The following is a 19,616-nucleotide window of genomic DNA, read 5'->3' as shown; positions in this document are numbered from 1 at the left end:
TGGTGCCGACGAGGCGCGAACCGACGGGGGATCAACCATGGACGCCACGAACCCGAACCACCTGACCGACCCCGACGACCCGACTGCCCCCGCCGAACCCACCACTGCCACCGGCCCGGTACGCACGACGGTCGCGCCGGTGGCCACCGCCGCGGGCCCCGGGACGGTCGCCGCGCCGAAGGACGGGCTCCGCAGATCCGGCAACGCCCGGTTCTCGGCCCGCTGTGCGATGGCCCTCGGCGTGCTCGGTCTCCTGCTCGCCGGTCTCCTCGGTGTCCTGCTCGTCCGCCAGGCGGCCACCGACTTCAGCTACCAGGTCGGCTGGCGCGGCACCCCGAGGCTGAGCATGACCGTGGACGCCTGCCTGGCGAACGGCGGCGGGCGCACCAAGGCCTACAACTGCTACGGCCACGGCGAGCGCGGGGCCGCCGACACGGTGGACGGCTCCTGGCTGCTGCGGGACGCCCCGACCCGGTACGCGGCCGGCACCGTGCTGGACGTCAGCTGCTCCCCGACGGGCGGCTGCGTCGAGCTCGGCGCCCGCCAGACGCTGGCGGACGGCGCCAAGTTCCTGTTCGGCCTGTGGCTGTTCTCCTTCGTTCCGGGTGCCGGACTGGTACTGCTGAGCGTCCGCCGCAACGCCCCGCCTCGTCGCCGGGGGCTCAGCACTCCCTACCGGCTCGGCCTGGGCTGGTTCGCGGTGCTGCCCGCCCTCGCCCTGGTACTGGGCATCGCTTCGCTCTTCCTGTAGGCACCTCCTGTAGAGGCCTCCTGTAGACGCCTCCTGTAGGCGCCTCCTCGGACGTGCGCGTCGTCGTGCGCCGCTGACGGTCGGTCAGGTGCGCGGGTGGGTCTCGTACATCCGCACTGCCACGGTGATGCCCGCCAGGGCGGTCAGGGCGGCGACCGCCCAGATCGCGGTGGTCACGCCGTACGCGTCGGCGAGGATGCCCGCCATCAGTGCGCCGACCGCGAAGCCGCCGTCGCGCCAGAGCCGGTAGACGCCGACGGCGCGGGCCCGCCAGGCGGGGTGGGCGACGTCGCCGATGACGGCCAGCAGGGTCGGGTACACCAGGGCGGTGCCCGCGCCGAGCAGGGTCTGGGCGGCGGCCCACACCGGGAAGGACGTCCCGACCGCGACCAGAGCGAGGGCGAAGGCCTGGAGCAGCATGCCCGCGGTGATCAGGTGCTTGCGGCCGATCCGGTCGGACCACCAGCCGGTGAGCATCTGCCCCGCGCCCCAGACCGCCGGGTAGAGCGCGGCCAGGATGCCGATCCTGCCGAGTTCCAGCCCGTGCGCGGCGTACAGCAGCGGGAAGATGCCCCAGGCGAGCGCGTCGTTGAGGTTGTTGACCATGCCGGCCCAGCTGGCGCTGGACAGCGCCCGGTCACCGAGGCTGGTGGTACGGGCTATTCGGGCGGTGCCGAGTGCGGCCCGGTCGTCGGCAGGAGTGTGCGGTCCCGCCGTGGCCGCGCCCTCCTGCTCGGTGCCGGTGCCCGGCGGGGACGGGTGGGCGGCGGCTTCGGCCCGGGCGTGCTCACGGGTCTCCCGGACCGCGGCGACCGCCAGGCCCAGGCCGAGGGCGACGTACGCCGCGCCGAGCAGGAACGGCTGCGGACGCAGGCCCCAGTGGGCGGCGACGGCCCCGGTGGCGGTCGCGGTGACGGCCACCGCGAGGTATCCCGCCGCCTCGTTGAGACCCATCGCGAGGCCGCGCCGGGCCGGCCCGACCAGGTCGATCTTCATGATCACTGTGGTGGACCAGGTGAGGCCCTGGTTGACGCCCAGCAGCACGTTGGCCGCGACGATCCAGCCCCAGGTGGGGCCCCAGGCCAGCATCGCCGGTATCGGCAGGGCCACCAGCCAGCCCGCGATCAGCACCGGCCTGCGTCCGTACCGGTCGGACAGCGTCCCGGCGAAGAAGTTGGTGACTGCCTTGGTCGCCCCGAACGCCAGGATGTACGTCAGCGCGCCGGTGTAGGCGGACATGTGGAAGACCCGCTCGGCGAGCAGCGGCAGGACCGTCCGCTCCTGGCCGAGCATGCCGCCGACCAGCGCGTTGACCGCCACCAGCAGGCTGAACTGCGCGAGGTTGGCGCGCAGGCCGAGCCGGATCGGCCTGCCCGGGGACCCGCCGCCCGGAGTGGTGCGCGGAGCAGCGCTCGGCGTGGCCCCCGGGGGCGGCAGGGGACGCTGGGCCTGGACGGACATGGCGGGCTCCCGGATGGTGCGTCGGACGTGGTGGCTCGGGACGGTGCTCCGCGGGCGTCGATCGAGCGGTGCAGCATCGATCATATTCCAATCTTTTATGGATGAATGGAGAGGGCTTCTTCCTGCGCCTGCGCGGGCAACCGCCGGACGGCGGGCACGGCCAGCAGGACGAGCGCGGCCGGGACCGCCAGCGCTGTCATGCCGAACAGCGTGCGGTGTACGCCGAGCCCTTCCGAGAGCGGACCGGCGAGCACCAGGCCGAGTGGCATCAGCGCCACCGCGATCAGGTGGTCGTAGGAGCTGACGCGGGACAGCACCTGCTCGGGTATGTGCACCTGCAGCGAGGTCTCCCACAGCACGAAGAAGAGCGAGACGCCGACTCCGGTACAGGCCTCCAGCAGGGCGATCACCAGGACGGGTGCGCCGGATCCGATGATCAGCGCCTGGCAGGAGGCGACCGCCATCGCGACGGCTGCCACCGCCATCGGCCGGGCCGGCTTCAGGCGGTAGGCGCAGACGTCACCGACGATCGAGCCGAGACCGAAGGCGATCACGACCAGGGCCCAGTCGCCCGCGCCGCCCCACTCGCGGTCGGCCAGGACCGGGCCGAGCACGAACACCGAGGGCAGCACCACCACGTGGTAGACGGCTATCGCGAGCATGCTCGACCACACCCAGGAGCGGTCGCACACCTGCCGCCATCCGACCCGGAGTTCGGCCAGGAAGCCGAGCCGCTCGGCCCGCTCCGCGTGCACCGGCCCGCCCACCGGGCCGAGCCTGGCCAGGACGAGGGCGCTGGCCGCGAAGCTCGCGGCGTCCACCAGCAGGGCGCCGCCGGGCCCGGCCAGGGCGACCAGCGCACCGGCCAGCGCCGGACCGACCACCAGCCCCGTCGAGCTCACGAACCCGCGCAACGCGTTGGCCTCGCGCAGCCGGTCCCCGGACAGCAACAGCGGAAGGAGCCCCGTGGACGCCGGCAGGAAGAACGAATCCGCCACGCCGAACACCACCATCAGCAGCGCCAGCGCGCCGACCGTGGCCGTCCCGGTGAACAGCAGCACCGCCACGGCGGTCTGGACCGCGCACCGCACAAGGTCCGAGGCCAGCATGATCCGCTGTCTCGGCATTCGGTCCGCCCACACGCCGCCGGCCAGCGTGAACAGCAGCATCGGCACCAGGCCCGCCGCGGCCACCAGACCGACGTCGGCAGCCGACCCGCCGATCGACAGCACGGCGAACGGCAGCGCCACGAACGAGACCCTGTCGCCCAGGACGGACAACGACTGGCCTACGAACAGCCGGGCGAACTGGCGCTCCGCTCGGAGCACTTCGGGAATCAGCCCAGCCATGGGCACCTCCACAGCAGGTCGGGGTAACGATCACCGCGATGGTAGGGAGCCGCCGAACCCGCTGTCGCGCGAATTATCCGCAACACCGACATTTGCCCCGATTGGTGCCAACTTGGCTCTGCCGCAAGCAGGTTGGGGTGCCGTCAGCCGGTGGCGAGCCGTTCCGGGCCGCCCGCGTTCCCTTCGTCCGGCCTCTCCAATCCCACCGATCGGCCAGATTTTCCCGACCGGCCGACCGACCTCCGGACCATCCCGCCGTCCGAACGCCGGACGCCGCACCCCGCCACCGCGCCGCCGAGGGCCGCCGCCGCCCCGCCGAGGGTCACCGAGGATCGCCGCCGCCACCGAAATGATCGTCAACAGGTCGCCCACGCACGGTCGCAGCGCTCCCCCGCTCCCGCAAGGGCGGTCCGTGTCCGACGGCCCTCCGGGCGGGCGTGATTCGACCGTGACGCGGGCGCGATGCGCTTGTGATTGCGCCGTTCGAGTGAATAGGCTCGGTCCGGCCCGCACCGCCGGGCCCCCGCGCGCGGTTTCGCCGAGCCCTGTCCGCCGCGTCGCCGGGTCGACCACCACAACCCGGGCAGGGGCGGGGGAACCACGCAGGACGCCGTTCCCCACGGCTAGGGGTGAAGCCGTCCGCGCCGGTCCGACCGGAGTGCGGCGGCCGGGCCTCCCTCCCGGCCCGAACCCGACAGCTCACCTCGCAGGCGTGCGGAGAGGATCGGGCATGCTCTTCACGGGTTCCGGACGCCACCGTCGGCAGAGCCAGGCGGAGAAGACGGCCGAGCGGGCGATCGCCGCGGCCGGCGCCGCCGGTGTCGGCATCGCACTGCCCCTGCTCGCGGTGACGAGTGCGCACGCCGCCCCCAGCGCGGTGTGGGACCGGGTAGCCGAGTGCGAGAGCGGCGGCAACTGGAGCGCCGACGCGGGCGACGGCCTGTACGGCGGCCTGCAGATCAACGCCCAGCGCTGGGTCGACTACGGCGGCACCCAGTACGCCGCACTGCCGAACGGGGCCACCCGCAGCCAGCAGATAGCGGTCGCCGAACGCATCCTGGCCACCGAGGGCCCGCAGCCCTGGTCCGGGTGCGCCGACTCGGCGAACCTCAGCGTGGCCACCGCCCCCGGCGTGGTGGACGACAACGACTCGGCGGACCAGACGGGTTCGCTGCGCGGCGCCCGCGGCGTCGCCGCCGCCAACGCGGCTCCGGACGGCACCGTCACCAAGCCGAGCGCCGCCCCGGTCTTCTCCGGCCTGCCCGGCTACGACCCCGTCTACCACGTCTACTGGTACCAGAAGAACGGCGGCTGGTTCTGGACCAGCCACCAGAGCCTGTACGAGCGTTACGTGCAGCTGACGAACCCTCAGCCGCCCGCCGCCACGCCCGCTCCGGGTACCACCGCGCCGAGCACCACCGTCCCGGACGGCCACGCCACCCCGACCGCGCCGGTCACCCCGGTGACCCCGGTCGTCCCGGTCGTCCCGGTCGTCCCGCTGCCGTCCACCGACCCGAGCGCCACCCCGAGCCCGTCCACGCCCGCCGGCGACCAGAACGGCAACCCGAACGGGAACGGGAACGGCAACAACGGCAACACCCAACCGCCCACGCCGTCCGCCCCCGCCACCACCACTCCGTCACCGACCGCTCCCGCCACGGACCCGACGTCCGCCGCGCCGTCCCCGGGCCGGGCCGACACCGCACCGACCGCCCCGGCCGCGTCCGCCGAGACCCCGGCGGCCGCGCCGAGCGCCGCGACCACCGCCCCGCAGCCGTACACCGTCGGCCCGGGCGACACGCTCGCGAAGATCGCCCGCACGCATGAACTGGACGGCGGCTGGGCCGAGCTCTACAAGGACAACCAGCAGGTGGTGGGCGAGAACCCGGACCTGATCCACCCGGGCCAGGTGCTGAACCTGGGCTGACGCCCGCCGGGCTGGCCGCCGTCACTTGGGGACGGCGGCCAGCCCGGTGCAGCCCCGCAGGCCGTCGCGGCGCTGTTGGGCGCTCTTCGCGGCACTGCCGGTCTGCGGGACGGGCACGCCCCGGCCGTCGATGTGCGCGGGGGTGAACGTTTCGCCGGTGACCCGCCCCTCGCCGGTGATGGTGAGCGTGGTGACGCCGGTCTCGTCGGAGGCGGTGTAGTTCGAGGTGCCGTACCAGAGGAAGTTGCCGAAGCCGTACGCCACGTAGGTGTTTCCGAGCATGCCCGCGCCGAGCATGGTGTGGGCGTGGGTGCCGACCACGGCGGTGGCGCCTGCGGTGGCGAGCTTCTTGGCGAGGGCGGTCTGTGCGGCGGTGGGGCAGGCCACGCCTTCCTCGCCCCAGTGCAGGTAGACCAGTACCACGGGGGCCTGCGCCTTGGCGTCGGTGACGGCGCGCAGCAGCGCCTTCTCGTCGAACGCGGAGGCGATGCCCGGCTTGTGCTGGCCGGCCCGCCACTTCTGGTTGGTGAGGTCGTCGACCTGACTCGCCGCCAGGACGGCGACCTTCACCCCGCGCACGGTCGTGAGGTGGGGCGCGTAGGCCTCGGTGGCGTCCTTGCCGATGCCGATCAGCGGGATCGGGGAGGCGGCCTTGGCGGCGAGGGTGTCGGTGAGGCCGTCGGGACCGAAGTCGACGGCGTGGTTGTTGGCCTGGGAGAGCACGTCGACGCCGGCGTCCTTGAGCGCGGTCAGCGCCTTGGTGCTGGTGCGGAAGGTGTAGGTCTTGGGTTCGGGCTTGCCGCGCCCGGTGATCGCGGTCTCCAGGTTGAGCACGGCCAGGTCGGCGGCGGCCAGGGTCTTGGCGATCGGTCCGAGCGCGGTCTCGGCGGCGGGGGCGGCGAGCCGGGCGGCGGTCCTCCCCTCGAAGTGGACGTCGCCGGCGAACGCGACCGTGATGCTGCCCGCCGCTCCGCTCGGTGCTGCCGCGCCCGCGCTCGTGGTGCTGCCCGCACTCGCGCCGCCGCCGTCCGCCGCGCCGGGGCTGCCGGATGCGGCGGACGGTGCGCCCCCGGCGGAGTCGCCGCCGGGGGCACTGGCCGTGGCCCCGCCGGCGGACGGCGTCGGGCCGCCGCATCCGGCGACGGTGGCGAGCAGCAGGGCGGCGGCGGCGGTGCCGAGTGGTGCGCGGCGCATGGTGATCCCCCCGGATCGTTCGATGCGTCGTACCCTATCCGCGCAGGTCGATCACCGGAAGGCCACATCCGCACCGGACGGTCACAACTGTGCGCCGGTGTCCTGTGCGTGCGGGGCCGTCAGCGACGGCCGGGGGTGTTCCGGCCGCTCAGGCGATCACTCCGGCGGCGCGCAGCAGCCAGCGGTTGGCCCAGCCGACCAGTCCGGCCCGGTCCAGGACGCCGATCACCTTCTGGGCCATCTCGGTCTTGGTGGCGCGCCAGTGGGGGTTGGCCCGGGCGACGGCCTTGCCGACCTTCGGGTCGATGCCGACGGCGGCGTAGAGCCGGGGGTGGATGAGCGCGGTGGTGGCGTAGTAGATGACGACGCCGAGGAACAGCTGCTCCCACCGCCGCTGCACCGGCCCGAGCCGCTTGCGGACGAGTTCCTCGCGGGCGTAGCTGATGTGCCGGGCCTCCTCGATGACGTGGATCCGGGAGACCTGCCGGGTGAGCGGCTGGAGGGTCTCGTCGTTCATCACTTCGCGCTGGAAGGCGTCCAGGATCTCTTCGACGTACATGGTGCCGCCGAAGGTCTGGCTGTGGGTGGAGATCGCTTTGAACAGCCGGCCGAGGTTGTGGGCGACGAATCCGGCGCCGTAGGCGGGAACGCCCATCTTGGCGATCATCCGGGCGAACATGATCGAGTGCCGGCACTCGTCGGCGATCTCGGTGAGCGCGTACTGGACGTGGTTGCTGGTGGGGTCCCGGTCGAAGGCGTGGCGCAGCAGCATCTGCATGAGGATCTCCTCGAACCAGATGCCGACGCTGGCGATCGAGGCGACCTCGTGCTTGGAGAGTTCGATGCGCTCGTCCTCGGTCATCCGCTCCCACAGGTCGGTGCCGTAGAGGGAGAGGTGGCGGGGCGGGCAGTAGTAGGCGCCGGGGACGGGGTCGGCGTCCCAGTCGACGTCCTTGAGGGGGTTGAACGAGAGCTTCGCGGAGGAGGCGAGCAGGCGTTCGGCGGTGCGCTCCCGGTCGGGGGCGGCGCGCTCGCGGTCGGGAGCGGTCGGGGTTGCGGCGGGCTGGGGCGGCATGCCGGCTCCTTCGCGGTGGGGGTCGAGGGGCGTCGTGGGTGGAACGGTGCCACTGCCGCGAAGGTAGAAGTTATTAGACTGCCCGTCAATACACTGCGCACAAGGAGGCCCCATCGCCGTCCCGACGAACCCTCAGGCGCCCCAGCCGTCCGGGTCGGCCCACGCCGCCAGCTCCCGCCGGCTGACGAAGCGCCGCGCCCCGCCGTCCACCGGGTCGGTGAACTCCAGCGAGCGAGCCAGCAGTTGGAGCGGGCGCCGGTAGTCCTCCGGGTCCTGCTCCGGCAGCAGCGCGGGATATATCGGGTCTCCGAGGATCGGCAGCCCCAGCCCGTTCATGTGCACCCGCAGCTGGTGGGTGCGGCCGGTGCGCGGTGCCAGCCGGTAGCGGCCCACGCCGTCGCGGGCCTCCAGCAGCTCGACCCGGCTCTCCGCGTTGGGCTCCCCCGGCACCTGGTAGGCGTCCAGCCGCCCGTGGTCCTTGACCAGCCGGTTGCGCACCGTGGTCGGCAGCGCCACCGCCGGGTCGTGCCGGGCGATCGCCTCGTACCGCTTGACGGCCTCCCGCCGTTCGAACAGGCCCTGGTAGGCGCCCCGGCAGGCCGGATCGGCGACGAACAGCACCACGCCCGCGGTGAGCCGGTCCAGGCGGTGGGCGGGACTGAGCCGGGGCAGGTCGAGGTCCCGGCGCAGCCGGGCGAGGGCGGTCTCGGTGGCGTGGCTGCCCCGCGGCGTGGTGGCGAGGAAGTGCGGCTTGTCGGCGACCACGATCCGCTCGTCGCGGTACAGCACCTCGACGGGGAACGGCACCACGGGTTCGGGCGGCCCGGGTTCGCGGTGGAACCACACGTGGCCGCCGGGCCGGTAGGGCGTGTCGGGGGCGATCGGAGCGTCGGGGCCGGCGAACTCGCCCGCTGCGAGCATCGCGGCGATCCGCCCCGGCCCGGCGGCCGTGCCGTAGCGCTCCTCCAGGTAGGCGCCGACGGTCGGCCAGGTGCCTTCGAGCGGCAGCCGCACGTGCACGGGGTCGATGCCGTCGCGCTGCGGGAGCGGGCTCGGCGGGGCGGGGGTCCTACGCGCCACCGGGCGCCGCCTGCGGGTCGGTCCGACGGGTGTCCATCCGGCCCACGATAGCGGGCGCTCACCCGTCTGGGCGCGCGCGGTCTGCCGTGCGACGATGGCAGGGCGGTACCCGCCCCCGGAAACGGCAGGTGGCCAGATGGACACCGACAAGCAGGGCATCCCCCGGACCCGCGCCACCTCTCCGTTCACGGAGGGCGGTGCGCCGCTGCCGGACGGCCTGCTGGCCATTCCGGTGGCGACGGCGCTGGTCGCGTCCGACGGCCGGATCCTGCACTGGAGCCCGGACGCCGAGACCCTGCTCGGTTTTCCCGCCTCGCAGGCGGTGGGCGCCCGGGCCGCGGACCTGCTGGTGGGGGCGGAGCGCCGTCCGGAGGTGCTGGAGCTGTTCGCCCGGATCCTCGGCGGCCGCCCGTTCTCCGGGGTGTTCCCGGTGCGGCACCGGGACGGGCACGTGGTGCGGCTGGACTTCCGGACCTTTCCCATCCTCGGCCCGGGCGGCGTCCCGATGGTGCTGGCGGTGGCGTCCGACGTCAGCGCGGTGCGGCGGCTGGCCTCCGACCTGGCGGTGCTGGACGGTTTCTTCACCCAGTCCCCGGTCGGCATGGCGGTGTTCGACACCGATCTGCGCTTCGTCCGCCTGAACGACGCGCTGGCCCGGATCAACGGCGTACCGCGGGAGCAGCACTTCGACCGGCGGCTGACCGAGGTCCTGCCGAGCATCGACGGGCAGCAGGTCGAGGAGATGATGCGGCGGGTCCTGACCGAGGGGCAGTCGGTACTGGACGCCCGCACCCACGGCCGGACGCCGGCCGATCCGGAGCGCGAGCACGCCTGGTCGGTGGCCTGCTTCCGGCTGGAGCAGCCGGACGGCACGGTGCTCGGGGTGTGCGTCACGGTCGTGGACATCACCGACCGGTTCGAGGCGGAGACCGCCGCCGAGGCCGCCCAGCAGCGGCTGGCGCTGCTGAACGACGCGTCCACCCGGATCGGCACCACGCTCGACCTCCCCACCACCGCCCGGGAGCTGGCCGAGACGGCCACGCCGCGGCTGGCCGACACGGTGATCGTCGAGGTGCTGGAGTCGATGGTGCGCGGCGAGGCGGGTGCCCTGCCGGACCGTTCCGACCGGTCCGCGGTACTGCGGCGGCTGGCGTTCCACACCGTTCCCGGCAGCGGAATGTGGTCGATCGGCCCGGTCAACGCGGTGCAGCACTACCATCCGGGCAGCCCGTACGCGTGGGCGCTGACGCACAGCCGGCCGGTGCTGGTTCCGCGCGCGGACGACCCGGCGATGACCTGGTTCGCCGATGATCCGGTGCGCAGTGCCGCGATCCACGAGCAGGGGGTGCGGTCGTTCATGGTGGTGCCGCTGATCGCCCGCGGATCGGCGATCGGCACGGCGACGTTCATGCGCTCGCGCACCGAGGCCCCGTACGACGAGGGGGACGTGGCGCTGGCCGGGGAGCTGTCGGCGCGGGCTGCGGTGTCGATCGACAACGCGCTGCTGTACACCCGGGAGCGGGACGCGTCCGAGCAGCGCCAGCGTGCGCTGGAGGCGGCCGAGACCGCCCAGCAGCGGCTGGCGCTGCTGAACGAGGCGTCCACCCGGATCGGCACCACGCTGGATCTGCAGCTGACCGCGCAGGAGCTGGTGGACGTGGTGATCCCCCGGTTCGCGGACTTCGTCACGGTCGACATCCGCGAGGCGGTGCTGGCGGGCGAGGACCCGGAGCCGGTGCCCGAGTCGGGTTCGGTGCTGCTGCGGGCCGTCGCGGTCGGCGAGCGGGTGAACGACGAGACCGGCGCGGCCGGGGTGCGGATGGCGGACGCGGCGGACGACGTCGGCGGGGCTTCGCACTCCGCGCACCTGTACGCGCAGGCGATGCGCACCCGGCGCTCGGTGCTGGTGCCGCACGTCGACGAGGCGGCGCTGCACCGGATCGTCACCTACCCGGACCGGGTGCAGCCCAGCCTGGACGCGGGCCTGCACTCGTACCTGATGGTGCCGCTGCTGGCGCGCGGCCAGGTGCTGGGCGGGGTGGAGTTCGCGCGGATGGCCAACCCGGAGTCGTTCACGGCGGCGGACCTGGCGCTCGGCGAGGAGTTGGCGGCGCGGGCGGCGGTGTGCATCGACAACGCCCGGCTGTACCGGCGGGAGCGGGACACCGCGCTGACCCTGCAGCGCAGCCTGCTGCCGCAGGACGTGCACCGCACGCCCGGGTTGGAGATCGCGCACCGGTACCTGCCCTCGACGGTGGGCGACGAGATCGGCGGCGACTGGTTCGACGTGGTGCCGCTGACCGGCGGCCGGGTGGCGCTGATCGTCGGCGACGTGATGGGCCACGGCATCCGGGCCGCCGCCACCATGGGCCAACTGCGGACGGTGGCGCGCACGCTGGTGACGCTGGACCTGGATCCGGCGCGGGTGCTGCGGCGGCTGGACGAGGCGACGGCGCAGCTCGGCGAGGGCCAGTTCGCGACCTGCGTGTGCGCGGTGTTCGACCCGGTCGACGAGGAGTGCGTCCTCGCCTCGGCGGGGCACCTGCCGCCGGTGGTGTCGGAACACGACGGGCAGGCCCGCCTGGTGCAGCCGCCGCCCGGGGCTCCGCTGGGCGTGGGCGGCGTGCCGTTCGAGTCGATCCGGTTCCCGCTGCGCGAGGACGGGCTGCTGGTGCTGTACACGGACGGGCTGGTGGAGCGGCGCGGCCAGGACCTGGACGAGGGGCTGGAGTTGCTGCGCAAGACCGTGACGCACCGTCAGCGGAACCTGGAGCGGGGCTGCGACGTGGTGCTGGACGCCTTCGGGGCGACGATGGGGCAGGACGACGTCGCGGTGATCATGGCTCATGCCGGGCCGGTCGGCGAGGACCGGCTGGCCACCCTCCCGCTGTCCGGCGATCCGGCGCTGCTGCGGCACGCCCGGCAGTTCACCCGGCGGACGCTGTCGGGCTGGGGGCTGAGTTCACTGGTGGAGCCGGTGGTGCTGCTCACCGGGGAGCTGCTGTCGAACGCGTTGATGCACGCGGGTTCGCCGCTGCAACTGCGGTTGTTCCGGGGGACGCTGCTGACGGTGGAGGTGTCGGACGCGGACAGCCGGGAGCCGCGGCTGCGGCCGTCGGGTCCGCACGACGAGGGCGGCCGGGGCATGCAGTTGATCAACGAGCTGGCGCACCGCTGGGGCAGTCGGGCGACCCGGGACGGCAAGGTGGTCTGGTTCGAGATGGAGATCCCGGCCCGCTGATCCGATCGTCCCACCGGCAGGCCTCGATTCCCGCGGCCCACCGCCCGGTCCTCGGCGCCCTTCTCGACCCGTATCGCTCACCCGCCGCGGCAGCGGCGCTGCGCCGGCCGGGTGACGGCGCGCCGGACGGCACGCGCCGCCGCCCGCCCGTCCGCCAGGATCGGTCGTGCACAGCACCGTCCTTGGAGGACTCGATGCGTTCCAGCACTGCCGGGCTCACCACCGCCTTCCTCACCGGCCTCGCCCTGCTCGGCTCCGCGGGCGCCGCTTCGGCGCACTCGTACCCGCACGGGTCGCTCGCCGTCGGCGGCGACGCGACGGCGCAGGGCGGCAGCGCGACGGCCGTCGGCGGAAAGGGCTGGGCCCAGGGCGGCGATGCGCTGGCCCTCGCCGGCGAGGCGGGCGCGCTGGGCGGCCGTGCGACGGCCGTCGGCGGCAACGCCTGGGCGCAGGGCGGCAGCGCGCTCGCGGTGGACGGCGACGCGGAGGCGCTGACCGGGGCCGCGCTGTCGGTCAACGGCGACGCCACGGCGTACGACGGCGACGCGCTCGCGATCGGCGGGGACGCGTTCTCCTCGCAGTGACCCGCACGGGTGACGCCCCGTCAGGGACGGTCGGCCGGGCGGCGCGCGGACCGGCCCGGCCGGCCGGGCCGGTCCGCGGGCGGGGCGGCTACAGCGGGGTGACGTAGGCGCCGGAGATGCCGCCGTCGACCAGGAAGGTGTTGGCGGTCATGAAGGAGGAGTCGTCGCTGGCCAGGAACGCGACGGCGGCGGCGATCTCCTCGGGTTCGGCGAACCGGCCGAGCGGGATGTGCACCAGTCGGCGGGCGGCCCGCTCCGGGTCCTTGGCGAACAGCTCCCGCAGCAACGGGGTGTTGACCGGGCCGGGGCACAGCGCGTTGACCCGGATCCCCTCCCGGGCGAACTCGACGCCCAGCTCGCGGCTCATCGACAGCACTCCGCCCTTGGCGGCGCTGTAGGAGATCTGCGAGGTGGCCGCGCCCATCACCGCCACGAACGAGGCGGTGTTGATGATCGAGCCCCTGCCCTGGCGCCGCATGTGCCCGATCGCGTACTTGCAGCACAGGTAGACGGACGTCAGGTTGACGTCCTGGACGCGCTTCCACGCCTCCAGCCCGGTGACCAGGATCGAGTCGTCGTCGGGCGGTGAGATGCCGGCGTTGTTGAACGCCACGTCCAGGCTGCCGTAGTGCTCGACGGCGGTGTCGAACAGGACCCGGACCTGCTCCTCGTCCGACACGTCGGTGCGCACGAACAGGCCGCCGACCTCGTTGGCGGCCTTGGCGCCGGTCTCCTCGTCGATGTCGGCGCACACCACCTTGGCGCCCTCGGCGGCGAACCGGCGCACGGTGGCCAGGCCGATGCCGCTGCCCGCGCCGGTGACGACCGCCACCCGGCCCTCGAGTCGCTTGGTCATGGGTTCATTCCTCCGTCGCGATGAAGACGTTCTTGGTCTCGGTGAAGGCGTGCAGGGCGTCGGGGCCGAGCTCGCGCCCCAGACCGGACTGCTTGAAGCCGCCGAACGGCGTCCAGTAGCGCACCGAGGAGTGCGAGTTGACGGACAGGTTGCCCGCCTCGACGGCGCGGGCGACGCGCAGCGCCCGGCCCACGTCGCGCGTCCAGATCGAACCGGACAGGCCGTACTCGGTGGCGTTGGCGATCCGCACCGCGTCGCTCTCGCCGCGGAACGGCACCACCGCGACCACCGGACCGAACACCTCCTCGGTGAACGCCCGGTGGTCGGGAGCGATCGGCGCGAGCACCGTCGGCGGGTACCAGTAGCCCGGCCCGTCCGGGGCGCTGCCGCGGAACGCCACCTCCGTGTCGCCGTCCACGTACGAGGCGACGCGCTGCCGGTGCGCGGCCGAGATCAGCGGGCCCATCTCGGTCTTCTCGTCGGCCGGGTCGCCGACCCGGACGGCCCGCACCGCGGTCTCCAATTTGGCCATGAACGCCTCGAACACGCTCGCCTCGACCAGGATCCGGGACCGGGCGCAGCAGTCCTGCCCCGCGTTGTCGAACACGGCGTACGGGGCGGTGGCCGCGGCCTTGTCCAGATCCGCGTCGGCGAACACGATGTTGGCGCTCTTGCCGCCGAGTTCCAGCGTCACCGGCTTGACCTGGGCCGCGCAGCCGGCCATCACGGACTTGCCGACGGCGGTCGACCCCGTGAACACCACCTTGCGGACGTCCGGGTGGGTGACGAAGCGCTGCCCGACCACCGGCCCGCGGCCCGGCAGGACCTGCAGCACGCCCTCGGGCAGCCCCGCGCGCAGGGCGAGGTCACCGAGTCGCAGCGCGGTGAGCGGGGTGAGCTCGGCCGGTTTGACGATCACCGTGTTGCCGGCGGCGAGGGCGGGTGCGAGGGCCCAGGCGGCGATCGGCAGCGGGAAGTTCCACGGCACGATCACGCCGACCACGCCGAGCGGTTCGTGGAACGTGACGTCGAGGCCGCCGGCGACCGGGATCTGACGGCCGAACAGGCGCTCGGGCGCGCCCGCGTAGTACTCGATGACGTCGCGCGCGTTCCCGGCCTCCCAGCGGGCGTTGCCGATGGTGTGTCCCGCGTTGGCGACCTCCAGTTCGGCCAGGTGCTCCCGGTCCGCGTCCACCTCGGCGGCGAAGCGGCGCAGCAGCCGGGCCCGGTCGCCTGGGCCGACGGCCCGCCAGCTCTCGAACGCGGCCTTGGCACGGGCGATCGCGGCGTCGGCCTCGGCCTGCCCGGCCAGTTCGACGGTGGCGATCACCTCCTCCGTGGCGGGGTTGACCACCTGGTACGGATCGGACTGCTCGATCACGCGCTCTCCTCGGGTGTGCTGTCGGCGCTGCGGTGCCTGCGCTGCCGTGCCGGGTGCTGCGGTCTTCGCGCCGGTCCTCCGGACTCAGGTCACCGCGCGACCGGGACGGCGGCGATCGGGTGTGTGCTCCGGTCCCGGCGCTCACAGCCGTTCGAAGCCGCGGCGGCGCTCCCAGTCGGTCACTGCGGCGTCGTACGCGGCGAGTTCGACCCGGCCAGCGTGGGCGTAGTGGCGGACCACGTCCTTGCCGAACGCCTCGGTCGCCGCCTCGCTGCGGTCGAACAGCTCGATCGCTTCGCGCAGCGTGCCGGGTACCCGCGGTGCGTCGGAGGCGTAGGCGTTGCCGGTGAACTCCGGTTCCAGCGGCAGCTGGTGCTCGACCCCGTACAGCCCCGCGGCGATCAGCGCGGCGACCGCCAGGTACGGGTTGACGTCCCCGCCGGGCACCCGGTTCTCGAACCGCAGCGACCCGCCGTGGCCGACCACCCGCAGCGCGCACGTCCGGTTGTCGCGGCCCCACGCGATCGCGGTGGGTGCGAAGCTGCCGGGCACGTAGCGCTTGTACGAGTTGACGGTCGGGGCGAGCAGCAGCGCGAACTCGCCGAGGCAGGCGAGCTGACCGGCCAGGAAGTGCTCCATCGTCCGCGAGAACCGGCTCTGTTGTCCGGGCCCGCCCTGGCCGTGGTCCTGGCCCCGGCCCTCGGTGTCGCCCTGCCCGCCTTCCTGCTGGTGCGCCGGCTCGGCGGGGAACACGGGGCGGTCGTGCTGGTCGCGCAGGCTCAGGTGGATGTGGCAGGAGTTGCCCTCGCGCTGGTCGTACTTGGCCATGAAGGTGAGGCTGACGCCCTCCTGCGCGGCGATCTCCTTCGCGCCGGTCTTGTACACCGCGTGGTCGTCGCAGCAGGTCAGCGCGTCCGTGTAGCGGAAGGCGATCTCGTGCTGCCCAAGGTTGCACTCGCCCTTCGCCGATTCCACCACCAGCCCGGCGCCCGCCATCCCGGTGCGCAGCCTGCGCAGCAGCGGTTCGATCCGTCCGGTGCCCAGGATCGAGTAGTCCACGTTGTACTGATTGACGGGTGTGAGGTCCTGGTAGTGCTTCTCCCAGGCTCGCTCGTAGCTGTCCCGGAACACCATGAACTCCAGCTCGGTGCCCACGTACGCCCGCCACCCGTACCCGGCGAGCCGGTCCAGCTGGCGGCGCAGCACCTGCCGCGGCGACACCACGACCGGGCTGCCGTCCTGGTGTGCGAGGTCGCACTGCACCATGGCGGTGGCCGGGTGCCAGGGCACCATCCGCAGGGTCGTCAGGTCGGGTCGGAACACGAGGTCGCCGTACCCGGTCTCCCAGGAGGACACGGCATAGCCGTCGACGGTGTTCATCTCCACGTCCACGGCCAGCAGGTAGCCGCAGCCCTCGGCACCGCCGGCCAGCACCTCGTTCAGGAAGTGCTCCGCCGCCAGCCGCTTGCCCTGCAACCGTCCCTGCATGTCGGTGACGGCCAGCACCACGGTCTCCACCGCGCCTTCGGCCACCAGACTGCGCAGCCGCTCCACCGTGAGTCGCGCGTCGGTCATCCGCCCTCCACCTCCGCCGCCCCGGGTGCGCCTCGGCAGCCCGTACGACTGCCGTGACGCCGACCACCACAGCGACGATGATTCCGCCCCGGCCCCGCCCGCACCAGTGACCGCGCGCGTGTCGGCAGAAACTGATCCCTCGTCACAACATCACCTGTACCTCTCATATGACGGTCCATCAGCTCTGCTCACCGCGCTGCGTTTTCCCCACCGGCCGACGCCAGTCACCGCGGCACCCCCGACCACTTCCGGCCGCCGGGCCGCAACGCCGCCGCAGCGCACCGGAATTCGCTTGCACCGGTCCGCCGCACCTGGTTCGGTGCCGCGTGCACGCCCCTTGCCCTGCCGCCCTCCCCTCTGGAGTCCACCACCCGTGACCTTCCGTCTGACCACCCTCGCCGACCCTGCTCCGCTCGCCCACACCCGCCGCCTGACCTGGCTGGCGTCCGACCCCGACGGCACGCCGCTCGGTACCGCCACCCTGGCGCTGTTCACTTCACCCGCCCAGGCCCACCTGTCCTCCCTCACGCTGAACGTCCACCCCGCCGAACGCCGGCGCGGCGTCGGTTCGGCACTGCTCTCGGCCGCCGCCTCCGCCGCCCGCGAGGACGGCCGCCAGGTACTGCTCGCCCAGGCCGTCGCGGGCTCCCCCGGCGACGGGTTCCTCTCCGCGCGGGACTTCACGCGGGCGCTGGTCCTCGAGTACGCCCGGCTCGACCTGACCGCTCCCGCAGATTCACCGGTCGCCGAGCACCCGCTCCACCCCGGCTACCGGTTGGTCTCCTGGCTCGGCAGCTGCCCGGACGAGTGGCTGGCCACCTTCACCCTCTCGCGCACTGCCATGGACGACATGCCGATGGGTGACACCGACTTCGGTGTCCTCGTCTGGGACGAGGCGCGGGTCCTCACCGCTGCGAAGGCGGTCGCGGACCGGGGTGAACTCCTGCACACCGTGGTCGCGGTGGAGGAGGCCACCGGCACCATCGCCGGCTTCACCGAACTGGTACTCCCCGCCGACCGGGCCGGCGACGCCCAGCACTACGGCACCGGCGTGCTGCCCGCCCACCGCCGACGGGGCCTGGCCCGGGCCATGAAGGCCGAGGCGATCCGCTGGGCGCGAACCGAGCAGCCGGAGATCACCGGACTGCTGACCGACACCGCCGAGCACAACGCCGGCATGCTCGCCGTGAACCACGCCCTGGGCTACCGCCCGACCCACCGCTCCGTCGAGTTCCGCCTCTCCCTCTCCTCCTGACCTCTCCTCAGCTCCCTTGCCGCACCGCCGTCTCTGTCGCCTCCGCTGCCGCCCACGGGCCGGCGGCGGTGGCCACCAGCACTGACCCGACGGTGAACGCGAGCACCGTCGACCAGTCCGGCGAACCGTTCGGGGCGAGGCCCTGTACGGCCCAGTGCGCCAGCGCCCAGACCGTGCCGGCCACTCCGGCGACCAGGACGGCCGGTCGCCGGGCACCGTCGATCGCCGCCTGCGGCCGGGCCCGCAGGGCCAGGCGTATCAGCAGCCGGTCCACCGGCCGCAGGGCCACCAGCAGGAGGCCGAACAGTGCGGCCAGCACCAGGATCCAGACGGGCCGCCAGGCCCACCAGGCAGCCGAGCCCAGCTCCGGCTCGGGAGCCAGATCGGTCAGGTAGAACGCGGCACCGGCGACGAGGACCGGCACCATGTGCCAGAGGTAGAGCGTCATGCTGGCCCGGCCGAGCGGTCCGACGAACCCCTGCCGCCGCACCGGCCGCAGGGCCCGCTTCGCGAACGGCGCCAACAGGAGGCACACCCCGCACTGGGCGAGCAGCCAGGCCAGCATCGCCAACGAGGGCGGGTTGGTGTTGGACACCACCTCGCCGGAGACCAGCACCAGGCTGACCGGGAACGGCCCGAGCCCGACCAGCGCCGCGTACCCGGCCGCACCGCCCGCTGCCAGCGCCGCCCCGAACCAGGGACGGACGGTCCGTCCGCCGTCCCGCCAGGCGAAGCCGAGTTGGTAGGCGACGGCCCACACCAGCAGGTAGTTCAGCCGGCCGACCCGCTCCGCCCAGCCCGCGTCCGATCCGAGGGCCAGCACGTCCACGCCGATGCCCGCAGCGGCCAGCAGGACCACGGAGCCCGGGCCCCACCGCCGGTGCAGCGCGTACAGCCACGGCGTCAGCGCACTGATCGTCAAGTAGACCGGCAGGAACCAGAACTGCATGGCCAGTGCCCAGCCGATCATCCCCAGCAGCGCAGGATCGGCACCGGCTGCGGCAGCCACCAGCAGCCCGCCCAGTGCGGGCACCAGGTAGGCGCCGGTGGGCAGCAGCAGCCTCAACGCCCGCCCGCGGATCCAGCCGGCCGCGGTGCCGCCCTCGGCGCGGCACCGGCTCCAGGAGCCGGCGGCCGCGTAGCCGCCGGCCAGGAAGAACACCGGCATGATCTGGAAGAGCAGCGTCAGCCACTGGGTCCACGGCACTGTGGCCATCAGCTCGGGGGCCGCCAACGACCCGTCAGGTTCGCGTTCCAGTGCGGTGATCAGCCAGTGGCCGATCACCACCAGCGCGATCGCCAGTGCCCGCAGCAGCTCGACGTACCCGTTCCGTTCCGACGTTTCCTTCACGTCGTTCCCCTCTCCCCCGTGTGGTCATCATCTCGGTCGTCCTTCACACCCGCCCCGCCCGGCGCGTTGCGGTTCCGTCACGACCCCCGGCCGCTCGACCGCTCCCTGCCGCCCCGTACGCGCCCGGTGTTCGGGCCCGGCCGACAGGCCGGTCCTCGGTCATTGCCCCAGGTCACACCAGGTCGGAGTCAAACCCTGGTCAAGGATGGGGTGGCGGCGGTGGCGGGGGGCCTATCCTGATCCCGTAACGACAGACACCTCGTTCGGTGAGGCGTCTTCACGGACACAGGCCACTGATCCCACCCGTCGAGAGACGCTCCGGATCAGGACAGGTCTCCCCGGCCCAAGGGGTGATCCCAAGTGGCTTCCCCCTCGTCGGGGACACGCCGTGGAGTGCCAAAGCTCTGACGAGTTGGGGTGCGCCGGACCATCATGGTCCGGTCGCCTGCCGTGCGGCGGCGAGTGGAACTCGTCGGCCAGGACCGGGAGGAGGGCGAGATGGACTGCAGTAGTCCGGGGCACAGTCAGCCCCTTCC

The 19,616-nt window shown here is 73.4% G+C and carries 14 protein-coding genes and 2 riboswitches; of the genes, 5 read left to right on the top strand and 9 right to left on the bottom strand.

Annotated features, from left to right (window positions below; genetic code table 11):
- Positions 1-37 precede the first annotated feature (37 nt).
- Complete coding sequence (locus ACFV1L_RS11920; protein ID WP_380365113.1) at positions 38-751, top strand: hypothetical protein; 714 nt, start codon at positions 38-40, stop codon at positions 749-751.
- Positions 752-835: 84 nt separating this feature from the next.
- On the opposite strand, the gene ACFV1L_RS11915 is transcribed toward ACFV1L_RS11920, so the two are convergent.
- Together ACFV1L_RS11915 and ACFV1L_RS11910 are read right to left on the bottom strand one after the other, a co-directional pair.
- Positions 836-2,212 (bottom strand): MFS transporter, encoded by a 1,377-nt coding sequence (locus tag ACFV1L_RS11915; protein ID WP_380365112.1) that lies wholly within the window; start codon positions 2,210-2,212, stop codon positions 836-838.
- Between the two features lie 95 nt (positions 2,213-2,307).
- Positions 2,308-3,561 carry an MFS transporter gene (locus tag ACFV1L_RS11910; protein WP_380365111.1) on the bottom strand — a complete coding sequence of 418 codons (1,254 nt, stop codon included), beginning with the start codon at positions 3,559-3,561 and terminating at the stop codon, positions 2,308-2,310.
- Between the two features lie 560 nt (positions 3,562-4,121).
- Positions 4,122-4,288, top strand: a riboswitch (cyclic di-AMP (ydaO/yuaA leader).
- Positions 4,289-4,291: 3 nt separating this feature from the next.
- Between ACFV1L_RS11910 and ACFV1L_RS11905 the strand changes: the two genes are divergently transcribed.
- Positions 4,292-5,488, top strand: a complete 1,197-nt coding sequence (locus tag ACFV1L_RS11905; protein WP_380365110.1) for a transglycosylase family protein — start codon at positions 4,292-4,294, stop codon at positions 5,486-5,488.
- A 21-nt stretch (positions 5,489-5,509) separates the two neighbouring features.
- On the opposite strand, the gene ACFV1L_RS11900 is transcribed toward ACFV1L_RS11905, so the two are convergent.
- The 3 genes from ACFV1L_RS11900 to ACFV1L_RS11890 all read right to left on the bottom strand — a co-directional run bounded on the left by ACFV1L_RS11900 (position 5,510) and on the right by ACFV1L_RS11890 (position 8,837).
- Positions 5,510-6,682 carry a CapA family protein gene (locus tag ACFV1L_RS11900; RefSeq protein WP_380365109.1) on the bottom strand — a complete coding sequence of 391 codons (1,173 nt, stop codon included), beginning with the start codon at positions 6,680-6,682 and terminating at the stop codon, positions 5,510-5,512.
- 148 nt (positions 6,683-6,830) lie between these two features.
- Positions 6,831-7,757 carry a diiron oxygenase gene (locus tag ACFV1L_RS11895; RefSeq protein ID WP_380365108.1) on the bottom strand — a complete coding sequence of 309 codons (927 nt, stop codon included), beginning with the start codon at positions 7,755-7,757 and terminating at the stop codon, positions 6,831-6,833.
- Positions 7,758-7,889: 132 nt separating this feature from the next.
- The gene (locus ACFV1L_RS11890) at positions 7,890-8,837 is read right to left on the bottom strand and encodes a pseudouridine synthase (RefSeq protein WP_380365107.1); all 948 of its coding nucleotides are present in this window, start codon (positions 8,835-8,837) and stop codon (positions 7,890-7,892) included.
- 136 nt (positions 8,838-8,973) lie between these two features.
- Here ACFV1L_RS11890 and ACFV1L_RS11885 point away from each other — a divergent pair, with 136 nt between their 5' ends.
- Complete coding sequence (locus ACFV1L_RS11885; protein WP_380365106.1) at positions 8,974-12,078, top strand: SpoIIE family protein phosphatase; 3,105 nt, start codon at positions 8,974-8,976, stop codon at positions 12,076-12,078.
- A 194-nt stretch (positions 12,079-12,272) separates the two neighbouring features.
- Positions 12,273-12,662 carry a hypothetical protein gene (locus ACFV1L_RS11880; RefSeq protein ID WP_380365105.1) on the top strand — a complete coding sequence of 130 codons (390 nt, stop codon included), beginning with the start codon at positions 12,273-12,275 and terminating at the stop codon, positions 12,660-12,662.
- An 88-nt stretch (positions 12,663-12,750) separates the two neighbouring features.
- On the opposite strand, the gene ACFV1L_RS11875 is transcribed toward ACFV1L_RS11880, so the two are convergent.
- The 3 genes from ACFV1L_RS11875 to ACFV1L_RS11865 all read right to left on the bottom strand — a co-directional run bounded on the left by ACFV1L_RS11875 (position 12,751) and on the right by ACFV1L_RS11865 (position 16,474).
- The gene (locus tag ACFV1L_RS11875) at positions 12,751-13,518 is read right to left on the bottom strand and encodes a 3-oxoacyl-ACP reductase (protein ID WP_380365104.1); all 768 of its coding nucleotides are present in this window, start codon (positions 13,516-13,518) and stop codon (positions 12,751-12,753) included.
- Positions 13,519-13,522: 4 nt separating this feature from the next.
- Positions 13,523-14,899 carry an aldehyde dehydrogenase family protein gene (locus ACFV1L_RS11870; RefSeq protein WP_380365103.1) on the bottom strand — a complete coding sequence of 459 codons (1,377 nt, stop codon included), beginning with the start codon at positions 14,897-14,899 and terminating at the stop codon, positions 13,523-13,525.
- Between the two features lie 141 nt (positions 14,900-15,040).
- Positions 15,041-16,474, bottom strand: coding sequence for a glutamine synthetase family protein (locus ACFV1L_RS11865; RefSeq protein WP_380365102.1), 1,434 nt, complete (start codon positions 16,472-16,474; stop codon positions 15,041-15,043).
- 373 nt (positions 16,475-16,847) lie between these two features.
- Between ACFV1L_RS11865 and ACFV1L_RS11860 the strand changes: the two genes are divergently transcribed.
- The gene (locus tag ACFV1L_RS11860; protein ID WP_380365101.1) at positions 16,848-17,729 is read left to right on the top strand and encodes a GNAT family N-acetyltransferase; all 882 of its coding nucleotides are present in this window, start codon (positions 16,848-16,850) and stop codon (positions 17,727-17,729) included.
- Between the two features lie 7 nt (positions 17,730-17,736).
- On the opposite strand, the gene ACFV1L_RS11855 is transcribed toward ACFV1L_RS11860, so the two are convergent.
- Positions 17,737-19,080, bottom strand: a complete 1,344-nt coding sequence (locus ACFV1L_RS11855) for an acyltransferase (protein ID WP_380365100.1) — start codon at positions 19,078-19,080, stop codon at positions 17,737-17,739.
- Between the two features lie 251 nt (positions 19,081-19,331).
- A riboswitch (M-box (ykoK) riboswitch) is annotated at positions 19,332-19,504 on the top strand.
- Positions 19,505-19,616 lie beyond the last annotated feature (112 nt).

The organism is Kitasatospora sp. NPDC059646 (assembly GCF_042734615.1).
GTDB lineage: Bacteria > Actinomycetota > Actinomycetes > Streptomycetales > Streptomycetaceae > Kitasatospora.
The sequence above is the reverse complement of the archived record's forward strand: the minus strand, read 5'-3'. Positions and strand labels throughout refer to the sequence as shown.